This window comes from Novipirellula sp., from assembly GCF_041583735.1.
Taxonomy (GTDB): domain Bacteria; phylum Planctomycetota; class Planctomycetia; order Pirellulales; family Pirellulaceae; genus Novipirellula.
Genome location: NZ_JBFHFD010000307.1, coordinates 1 through 9,689 on the forward strand (window position 1 = coordinate 1; position 9,689 = coordinate 9,689).

9 protein-coding genes are annotated in these 9,689 nt (G+C 54.4%); 7 read left to right on the top strand and 2 right to left on the bottom strand.

The features are described from left to right. The coding region (locus ABX962_RS20595; protein ID WP_372721898.1) for a DUF1552 domain-containing protein at positions 1 to 962 on the bottom strand (962 nt) is incomplete at its 3' end. Positions 963 to 1,559: 597 nt separating this feature from the next. Here ABX962_RS20595 and ABX962_RS20600 point away from each other — a divergent pair. From ABX962_RS20600 to ABX962_RS20615, 4 genes are all read left to right on the top strand, one after another. Continuing rightward, positions 1,560 to 2,396 (top strand): hypothetical protein, encoded by an 837-nt coding sequence (locus ABX962_RS20600; protein ID WP_372721899.1) that lies wholly within the window; start codon positions 1,560 to 1,562, stop codon positions 2,394 to 2,396. A 194-nt stretch (positions 2,397 to 2,590) separates the two neighbouring features. Continuing rightward, positions 2,591 to 3,295: a toll/interleukin-1 receptor domain-containing protein gene (locus tag ABX962_RS20605; protein WP_372721900.1), complete on the top strand. Its 705-nt coding sequence runs from the start codon at positions 2,591 to 2,593 to the stop codon at positions 3,293 to 3,295. A 167-nt stretch (positions 3,296 to 3,462) separates the two neighbouring features. Further along, the gene (locus ABX962_RS20610) at positions 3,463 to 3,759 is read left to right on the top strand and encodes a hypothetical protein (RefSeq protein ID WP_372721901.1); all 297 of its coding nucleotides are present in this window, start codon (positions 3,463 to 3,465) and stop codon (positions 3,757 to 3,759) included. Between the two features lie 132 nt (positions 3,760 to 3,891). After that, positions 3,892 to 5,220 carry a glycoside hydrolase family 15 protein gene (locus ABX962_RS20615; RefSeq protein ID WP_372721902.1) on the top strand — a complete coding sequence of 443 codons (1,329 nt, stop codon included), beginning with the start codon at positions 3,892 to 3,894 and terminating at the stop codon, positions 5,218 to 5,220. Positions 5,221 to 5,275: 55 nt separating this feature from the next. On the opposite strand, the gene ABX962_RS20620 is transcribed toward ABX962_RS20615, so the two are convergent. Beyond that, complete coding sequence (locus ABX962_RS20620; RefSeq protein ID WP_372721903.1) at positions 5,276 to 6,061, bottom strand: rhamnogalacturonan acetylesterase; 786 nt, start codon at positions 6,059 to 6,061, stop codon at positions 5,276 to 5,278. Positions 6,062 to 6,394: 333 nt separating this feature from the next. Between ABX962_RS20620 and ABX962_RS20625 the strand changes: the two genes are divergently transcribed. The 3 genes from ABX962_RS20625 to ABX962_RS20635 all read left to right on the top strand — a co-directional run. Then, positions 6,395 to 8,017: a cyclic peptide export ABC transporter gene (locus ABX962_RS20625; protein ID WP_372721904.1), complete on the top strand. Its 1,623-nt coding sequence runs from the start codon at positions 6,395 to 6,397 to the stop codon at positions 8,015 to 8,017. A 50-nt stretch (positions 8,018 to 8,067) separates the two neighbouring features. Next, the gene (locus ABX962_RS20630; protein ID WP_372721906.1) at positions 8,068 to 9,276 is read left to right on the top strand and encodes an efflux RND transporter periplasmic adaptor subunit; all 1,209 of its coding nucleotides are present in this window, start codon (positions 8,068 to 8,070) and stop codon (positions 9,274 to 9,276) included. 120 nt (positions 9,277 to 9,396) lie between these two features. Further along, positions 9,397 to 9,689, top strand: a 293-nt coding sequence (locus tag ABX962_RS20635) for an ATP-binding cassette domain-containing protein (protein WP_372721905.1), incomplete at its 3' end; no start/stop codon positions are given.

The window sequence follows — 9,689 nt, forward strand, 5'->3', positions numbered from 1 at the left end:
ATTGGATTGTCGGGCTGTTCCATGTGCCCCAGGTTGTGTCCCTGTTGATCGATGCCCAATCCCTTCCATGCACCAAAGATCTCGCCGCGACCCGAACCGATCGTCAGCGTATTGGTGATGCCCGAGGTCAGCGCCGAGATGCCCAGGTCCAGCAAGCGGTCATGCCAATCGGTTTCGAACTCCGGCGCCGCATATCGCTCGTCAACCTTCGGAGCAAATTTTCGCAAGTGGTCCGCAACCGTGTCCAAGCGATCTCGCAATCCGTTGACATCCCTGAATCCCTGGACGTATTGGCCGTAACGTCGGCCGTCCTCCGCAGGGAGCGATTGTCCCTTGGCGGTGGCCAGCATTTCGACTTGGCTCAGCACACTGGACCGAGCTTCGTGTTGCAGCCGGATGTCGCCCGAGGAGATGCCGCCATAGAGCATCTGATAAAGATGATTTGGATTGGAATGCATAAAGATCGGCGAACCTGCACCGCTGGCCGACAGCGTTGCAATCGTCGGCTTGGATTTCATGTTCTCGATCGAGTCCATGCCGATACACAAGTGAGGCAACAGCGTTTGTGGCAACGCCTTGCTCAATTCGTAATCGATCGTCGATGCACTTGGCGGTACCCCGTCGCTGCCACGATAGCCGCCGAGCGCGCCAAAGAAAGCACTATGCGAGGGACTGGTGTGCAGACCGTGCAGACCGTTGATGATGTGCAGCCGTTCTTTGTAGGGTTCTAGTGCGCTGATGGGCTCGGGAAGCTTGGCGTTCGCCAGCGAGCCGCTGTGTTTCATCCCAGCGGGAATACAGGTCTTCGGATCGAAGCCCTGGTTCTGCATAAAGAAGACGATGCGTTTCGGCGTCGTGGTTGTGGTGGACGATGCCAAAAGACGTTCCGGCGTAAGTGAGACGCCAAATGCGGCCCCCGTGCTGGCGGCCAATCCTTGGAGCATTTTTCGACGGCTGAGCATGATGGATCTTTCCACGTGATAAAGGAACGATGGTTGTCCGGGGGGCGTCAATCGAGGATCGTGAAATCCGTCCCAACGTTGCTTCGCAAATCGATACAACCTGCGACAAGACAGATTTGCAATGCGAAGAAGCAGCTAGAAAAAATCGAGATCGGCAATTCCGGAAGCGGGAAGGTGGTCGTTGGAGGGAAATGGGGGGGCGACCGCCGCGTCATGCAGCGATTTGTATTTTAACCTGCACCGCAATCATCGCAACGTTTGCGAAACGGCAATCGTTGTCGAAGCAAGCGTCAATGATGCGCTGTGGGCCACTCGCAGCCTTTGTTTCTACGGTAAGGCTTTCCATGTTTTATACCGGTTTTCGGCACAATTTGTCGGTTTTTTCCAGGAAAAATCCGGTTGTGCGCAGATTGTCATCCGGACGCATCGGCATGCACAAATCGATCGATCTCGGATCTTCCCAGGATCGTTTTTTCGGACACCACGGCGATCATGACCTATGTTTCAACGGGGAAGTGTCTAGCAACCCCACGGCTACCCGTACGCGACCACGGAAACGCCATAACGATTTTTCTGCATTCGAAAATAAAACACACCATGAACGACTCTAACCTGCAATCGGCTCAGGAAGCGTTTGCTTCGGCGATGCTTCCCATCTCACTACTCGTGATGGTGATGGTGGTGGGGCTGTTTCTGGTGGTGGGCTATTCGATGAAGTTTGCCCTCTCGGTCTCGGGCGCAGGCAGCGTTGGTTTCTGGAAGTCCATCGGGGTCGTGATCGCCGCGACGCTGGCCGGTTCGTTTGTCTCGGCAGCAATCATGTTCGCGATGCCAGGCGAGCCCGTCGCCGGATTGATCGCTGGCGTCGCATCGATTGGCACCTACGTGCTGGTCATCTCTGCGATCACGCATTGCAGTATTGGGCGAGGAATCGCGGCCTATTTTCTCAGTGGAATTTTCAGTGGGATTGGTATGATCGCATTGATCATGATTCTGTTGCTGGGGGTGACGATCATCCGTTCAACAAGTGACTTCGGTGATATCGATTTCGCACAATTCAAAAACGAATTTGCGAACTCGCGATCCGATGTCGCTGGGGAGGCTTTTTCAGAAGACTCTAGCGGAATCGATAGCGACTGGGATGGTTTCGAGGTTCAACAAGTCAGTGGCCAGGGGATCGGCTACGGCTATGAATCCAGTGGGGGCGATGACGACATGGGATTGAACCCGCCGCAACAGTTACCAAGTGTTGTGCCCGCGAGCGATTCGTCTCACGGTTTGTTCGACCAATTTTTCACCGACGAAAAATCGAGCCCCTACCCACAACCGGCGTCGAAACAATGTAGAAGCGGTTGTTCGAGTCAACGTCCCACGCCTCCAAAATCTTCCGACCCCGTATCAAGCGGTATCCAAGCCAATCCCTTTGCCAATTAGTCGCCTTATAGCGAACGCTGTCAAGACTTTTGGTGGCTAATTCGTGGGATCACTATTTTGCGTCGCTGCACACTTGCAACAGAAATTTGTTGGTGGAACTTCCCCAATTCCGTGCGTACTATTAGAGGATGCGCGGTCCAGCTTTACGGGTGGAGTCCGCGATCAAATCTCTACCTCGTTGGGGAGCTGTTGAGATGGAAAGCAAGTTGGTTTTTATTAGCCATTCCCATCATGACGCAGCTGCAGCTAAAGCGTTGAAAAACTTTCTCGCTGCGGCGTTCGTTGAGCTGCGTCCGCAGACGATCTTGATGACGAGTGATCACTCGAGTGGGCTTCGTTCGGGCGATTTGATTAACGAGCGATTAATGCAAGAAGCTCGCGATGCTCCAGTGTTTATCAGTATCCTATCGCCGATCTATCTGCATTCTACCTATTGCATTGCCGAGTATGCGGCCCGATGGGGAGCCGGTAAATCGATTCATTGTTTGCGACTAGCAGACCTCAGCCCGGCTGAATTGAGCGGCATTTTCGCAGGACGTCACGCGCCGCTGATCACAGAGGAAGCCGCACTTTGGAAATTGCTGGAGGATATTCGGGGGGCGAATGGATGGAAGATTGCCACACTGAATGAATTGAACCAAACGCTGGGGACGCTCTGCAGTATTCCAACCACTGAGCGTCAAGACTTTAATGCGATTCACAAACGCTTGCTTCCCGAGTCGACGCCCGTGTTTCTAAATGCTTACGGGCTTCAGTCACAGCTGAGTTCCGATAAAGTCTTTCAGGATTTTGACTGCCTCGAGGCACTCACAATACCGAACCCGTCCAGTTTCTGTGGGCCGATTCGCGTCCGCACAACTGGATCACTACCGAACTGCTTCCCAGTCCCACGCGTCTGATTAGTCAAAAGGAGTCATGTTTTCTGAGAGTTCGCTTCGAGCATAACGGCGGTGATGGCTGCGATCTCTCCATCCGCCCCAAGGACGAATTTGCACGCCAGAATGAAGGCCGCTATTTAGATCTCGATTTGCGGATCGGAGAAGGCTCGGAACTGGAACGAATCGGTGTGGGACTGCGACTGGTCAATGGCTATATGCAGCACTGGAGGTTGCACCAAAGCAAAGAAAATCGGCTGGTGCTGCCGGTGGAATCTACGGAGTTCGGTCGTCCGCTACGGGTAGATCTGCAACATAGCAATTGGAAGTTATTTGATGCCGATGGCACAGTGGATCGGGGACCGCTAAAACCTGACTTCAGTGTCATCGCCTCGGTTAATCTCAGCCTCGGTGGCTTTGAAGAACTCGAGCAACGTCCGACGAAAGGTTCCGGAGTCTTGGACATCCACGAACTTCGTCTGGAATAGCAAAAAAAGGGTATCCGAAAAGGGGCTGATCCTCTCACGCAAGGCAAAATACTCAACAAAAACGACTCGCTTCCAAAGGGTCAGCCCCCCTTTTCGGATACCCTGTAGAAGCAACGCAACAAAGGCAACGACATGATGTCAAGCAATCGTCAAGATCCGATTCCATCGGTGGACGCTACGAATATGGCCAGTCAGCTGCAAGTGATCCGGCAGCGGCTTGACCAATCTGGCACGTTCCAGATGCCTGTCTTGGAGACCGGGCTCTACCCGGCGGCAAGCGTCGCGGGCAGCGAGCGTGAATACACCAACTACCAGCTGGTGTGGGTGCGTGACAATATTCACATCGCGCATCAGATGTTGGTGATTGGCAACGACGCAGCCGCTGCTAGCACAGTCGAGGCGTTGTGCCGCTTCTTTGCAAAGTACCGCCATCGCTTGCAGCCTTCGTCTGACAACCAACTTGAAATCGATCGTCCACATGTTCGCTTTGATGGGAAAACCCTCTCGGAGCTCGATTCAGACACTCCATCGGGTGCAGGCTGGAACCACAAGCAGAACGATGCCCTCGGGTACTACGTTTGGTTGTTTGCCAAGCTTGTCGCTAGCGGAAAGCTAAGACCCACGTCGGGACAACTTGAAATACTTGCCCTGCTGATCCACTTTTTCTCGCGGATCGAGTACTGGCAAGATGAAGACAGCGGCCACTGGGAAGAATGGCCCAAGATCGAGGCTTCCAGCATCGGGGTGGTGGTTGCTGCGCTACAAGCAGTCCAGGAGATCTCTGAGATTCCTGGAGTGCAAGAAACGCTGTGCAACCACGGCATTGATCACCGCTTCTTAGAGAAACTTATTCAACCAGGCACCGCAGCACTTCACGAAATCCTGCCCAACGAGTGCATTCAGGACAATGGCAAACAGCGGGATGTGGACTCGGCCCTGCTGTTTCTGATCTATCCGCTGGAGATCGTCGAGGGTGACATGGCCGATGAGATCCTGTCACGGGTGACGTCGCAGTTGCAAGGAGCGATTGGCATTGCTCGCTACAAGCATGACAGTTTTTGGTCGCCGGGATACAAGCAACAGTTTGACGAAAAAGATCGCACCGATGCCGTGTCCGCCGATGATAAACGCAGCCATCTACAGGTGCGACGTGGAACCGAGGCACAGTGGTGCATCTTTGACTCGATCATTTCATGCATTCACGCCCAGCGATTCAAAGCGTCCGGCGATCCGCAGGACTTAGCGCTGCAGCTGCGTTATCTGAATCGCTCGCTACAGCAGCTGACTTCGCTCGATAGTCCCTTCGGCGCGTACAAATGTCCCGAAGCGTACTACATCGAGGACTTGGATACAGGCGTCTGGGTCGCAAACGACTCGACGCCGCTGCTGTGGAGTCAAGCTAATCTACGTCTCGCACTCCACTTCGCCGAGATCACCGCAAAACAATTGCCATCATCGTAGTGGACGAGGCCACGAGTCCCGGGGCATCGTCCACTACAGGGAAGCAAAAATGCTATTAGCGGCTGCCCTTCAAATGTGCCGCCAACTCCGGGACCTTGGCTTGGATTTCGGCGACGGCCAAGTCGCACATCCGGGTCGCGCCGAGTGCATTGAAATGAGTGTTGTCCGAGTTGCCCTCGGGAAAGCGATTGTATTCGCCTGGAACCGTCCAGATGAACAGTTGCTCCGAACGCGTCTTGCCAAGCTGCTCGAGTAGTTCACGCGATCGAAGCGTCATGTCCAACAGCGGCACGTCGATCTCGTTGGCGAGCTTGCGAACCGCTTCGGGATACTCGCCATGGGTAGGTTGCAGTACCCCTTTGTCGTCGAAAACTCGTCGCACGACGGGCGTCGCCAGAATGGGAATCGCACCGAGTTCACTCGCTTCTTCCGCATAACGCCGTAGATTTTCGGTGTAGCTGCCGAACGGATCGGTGTGGCGAGCCTGGTCGGATTTTTCGTCGTTGTGGCCGAACTGAATGATCACATAGTCGCCCGGCTGAATCCGCTGCAGCACCCCATCCCAGCGTCCTTCGCTACGAAAACTCTTTGAACTGCGTCCATTCGTGGCGTGGTTATCGATCGTGACATTGGGATTGAAATAGAGCGTCAGCAATTGTCCCCAGCCTCGCTCGGGATTTTCAGGGATCAGCGGTTTGTCGGCCATCGTCGAGTCGCCGATCATGAAAATCGTAAACGCATCCGCCGCCGTCGCGGCGGACGGCAAATGGGCAACGCTGGCCAGCAAGGCGAGCATAGCAATCCAGCGAGGTAGCGAGTGGGTATTTCGATGCATCATCATGAGGTTTTCTGGTCCTGTGTTACTCAGAGTCGACTTGGCGATTCTATCGTGTTTGTTTTGCGGCCAATCGAAAGCAGACGCCAGCAAGATTCTTGGCTGGCTGGGCTGAAAAGATTGGCGGACGCTGATTCCTAGTGCTTTGCAAGTTTACAAGGTTTTGCATGCCCTCCCATGTCCCCTAGCCTCACATTTGCCAATTGCTATTGGGATTTGCGGTTGGCTTTGCTACATCACCCCTTCGGATTGTCGTCGCTGTTTTCGTTACTGCCCCATAAAACCGAACCCTTTATCGAGACCTATGAACGTCATTGCTCGCACGAGGGATCAGTCGCCATGAATCTCTTTTTCCTGATGTTGCGTTCTTCGTGGAAAGCGAGTTTGGCGTCGATCGTCCTGGGGGGCGCTAGCGGATTGGCCACGTTGGGGCTGATCACGCTGATTCATCGGTCGTTTAGTACTCAAAACATTCAGTCCGCGGTTCTGCCTACGCTGTTCATTGCCGCTTGTGTTTCGGTCTTGGTGCTGCAAGTCCTCTCGAAGTGCATTCTGACGCGATTGTCTCAGTCCACCGCCGCGCGATTGCAGTTTGAATTGTGCAACCGGATCATGGCGGCACCCTTGCCTGATCTGGAACAAGTGGGGCCTCATCGTTTGCTCGGCATGTTGCAAGGCGATGTGGGAGCGATCACCGGGGCGCTCTCAAACTTTCCCTCGGTTTGTGCTAGTGCGATGGTGCTGATCAGCGGAATCGGCTATTTGGCGAGTCTTTCGTTTCCGCTTGCCATCTGCACCGTGTTGATGGGATCGCTTGCGATTGCAAGCTATCTAACGGGACTGCATTGGGCGAATTATCATCTGCGTCAAGCCCGCGAAGATCGCGACGAAGTCAGCAAGCAGCTGCAAGCGATGGTCTTTGGCATCAAAGACTTAAAAGCCAACAATCGCCGCTGTGTCGAATTTATCTACGACGTGTTGTTGCCAGCAGATACATCGATGCGAGAACGGTTGATCAAGGGGACCGACATCCTTGGCGGAGCACACACTTGGGGCCGGCTTTCGCTGTTCATTGGGATCGGTTTGCTACTTTTCGTATGGCCTCGTCTGTGGACCGTGACGCCAGAAACGCTGATGGGCTATACGCTGACGATTTTATATTTGACAAGTCCATTGGACAGCATTCTCGGTTGGTTACCGGCGCTGAACCGTGCAGCAATTTCATTACAGAAGATCAATGCGCTGGGGTTGATGATCGACCCCGCACTTGCGCCCCCGGTTGCATCGACCGAGACGGGGTTTCGGTCGATCTCGCTGCAGTCGGTTTCCTATACCTATCATTCACCCAACGATGATGAAGAAGGGTTTCATCTAGGGCCGATTGACCTGCAGGTTTTGCCTGGCGAAGTCCTGTTCATTGTCGGCGGCAACGGTAGCGGCAAAACGACGCTCGCCAAAATTTTGACCGGACTGTATCCACCCCATTCCGGCGATATCCTGGTGGACAATCAAGTCATTGATGAATCCGCGATGGGCGACTACCGCCAACTCTTTTCCTCTGTCTTTGTCGAAGGCCACTTGTTTGATCGATTGATGGGGATCGATCCGAATCCAATGCTGCTGCGACATTGGACGCGGCTGTTGGGGATCGAAGACAAGGTGGATTTGGAAACCGGCATGTTGCAAACGAACAAGCTTTCTCGTGGCCAACACAAACGGCTGGCGATGCTGGTCGCATGTTTGGATCAGCGACCCGTGTTCGTGTTTGACGAGTGGGCGGCCGAACAGGATCCCACGTTCAAAGAGATCTTTTACCGCGAGATTGTTCCTGAATTGACCCGAAATGGCCGAGCCGTGGTGGCGATTACCCACGATGATCGCTACTTCTTTGCGGCTGATCGCGTCGTCAAGCTGGTCGATGGTCAAGTCGACCGAGAACGAACCCAAAGGATCGCAGCGTGAGTCAACCCGCAAGAAAAAAATCGTTCTTACTTCGCCTCGTCGTCGGATTCTTGGTGACCGGATGTGTGCTGGTTGGGTTGGTCGCTTGGCGGTGGATAAGCGTAAGCGACCAGCTGCCTGAATTGCGAACGGTGAATGTCCAGCGACGCGACCTCGTGATTACGGTGGGCACGACGGGGACGATCGAACCGGAAGAAGTGGTGCAAGTGGGACCCGATGTCGCCGGGAAAATCGTGCAGTTCGGAACCGATGCCGGCAACCCCGAGAAATCGATCGGCGTGGGATCGCGGGTCAAAAAAGGCACCGTGCTGTTTGAACTCGATCCACAACAATACGAAATCGCATTACAGAAAGCCAAAGCGGCCTATCGTCTCGCCCAAGCGGACATCGCTCGTTTGCAGGCTCAACTCGAGCAGGCTCGCCGAACGCTCGAACGCGCGGATCGACTTCGTGACACGAATGCACAAAGCGACTATGACGAGATCGTGACGGCCAATGAAATGGCAGCGGCGCAGTTGGCGGTGGGGCAAGCCAAGCTTGATCAAGTTGCCGCCGAAGTGAACCATGCCCAAATCAGCTTGTCGAAAACGACCGTACGCTCGCCGATTGACGGCGTGGTGATCGATCGACGAGCCAATCTTGGTCAGTACGTCAATATTGGTCATCCAGGTCTGTTTCTACTGGCCAAAGACCTCGACCAAATGAGGATCCGTGCGTCGGTCAGTGAAAGTGATATTGGCAAAGTTCGGTTGGGACAACCGGCGACCTTTTCCGTCGACGCCTATCGCGATCATGAGATGACCGGACGTGTCGAAGAGATTCTGCTCAATGCTCGCATGCATGGCAACTTTGTAACCTACGACGTGATCGTCGCGATTGATCCTCCCGATGTCGAACTGATGCCGCACATGACCGCGGATGTTGAATTTGAAATCATCCGGCGAAATCAAGCCTGGTTGGTACCCACCGGGGCGCTGCAGTGGTGGCCCGGTGCGGAACAAATGGAACAAGCCGTCGCCACAGACTCAATCGTGTCGAGCGAGGATCCAAATGGTCCAACCGAGGGCGAGTCTGCCTATGTGTGGGTGCCAAGCGAAAACGGAAAAGTGCGTCCTCTGCCTGTTCGAGTTGGTATCGATGACGGAGTGCAAACCGAGGTCGTCGGCGAAGGATTCGAAGAAGCGTTGCCGGTCGTGGTCGGTGAAGTGAAACGCACCACGCTAGCCCGAATCATTCCAACCGCAAAAACACTGCGTTAACGTTCCTCGTCGTGGATCTCGCTAGAGATCCCGTGGCAAAGACTCCTCATTCCTCAATTCCTCTCGAAGGGTCTTTGGCAAGATCCACGACTCGTAACAACCCTACCCGGAGCCGCACGCTTGATCGAGCTAGGCGATATTTGCAAGACGTACCAAGTCGGTGACGTTCCGTTGCCGGTGCTCAAAGGCATCACGCTTGATATCGAAGCGGGTGAGTACGTTGCGCTAATGGGCACGTCAGGGTCGGGCAAGACCACGCTGATGAATCTGCTCGGCAGCTTGGATCGCACCACGGCGGGCATCTACAAGTTCGCCGATCTCGATGTATCCAGTCTGTCCGGTAGCGAGTTGGCGGTCTTTCGCAACCGTCACGTCGGCTTCGTCTTTCAAAACTTCAACCTATTGCCACGCAC

Bases quoted from the DNA above. Each gene is read 5' to 3' on its own strand.
- ABX962_RS20600 (WP_372721899.1), top strand. From the start codon at position 1,560: ATGAACGACTCTAACCTGCAATCGGCTCAGGAAGCGTTTGCTTCGGCG.
- ABX962_RS20605 (WP_372721900.1), top strand. From the start codon at position 2,591: ATGGAAAGCAAGTTGGTTTTTATTAGCCATTCCCATCATGACGCAGCT.
- ABX962_RS20615 (WP_372721902.1), top strand. From the start codon at position 3,892: ATGATGTCAAGCAATCGTCAAGATCCGATTCCATCGGTGGACGCTACG.
- ABX962_RS20620 (WP_372721903.1), bottom strand. From the start codon at position 6,061: ATGATGATGCATCGAAATACCCACTCGCTACCTCGCTGGATTGCTATG.
- ABX962_RS20625 (WP_372721904.1), top strand. From the start codon at position 6,395: ATGAATCTCTTTTTCCTGATGTTGCGTTCTTCGTGGAAAGCGAGTTTG.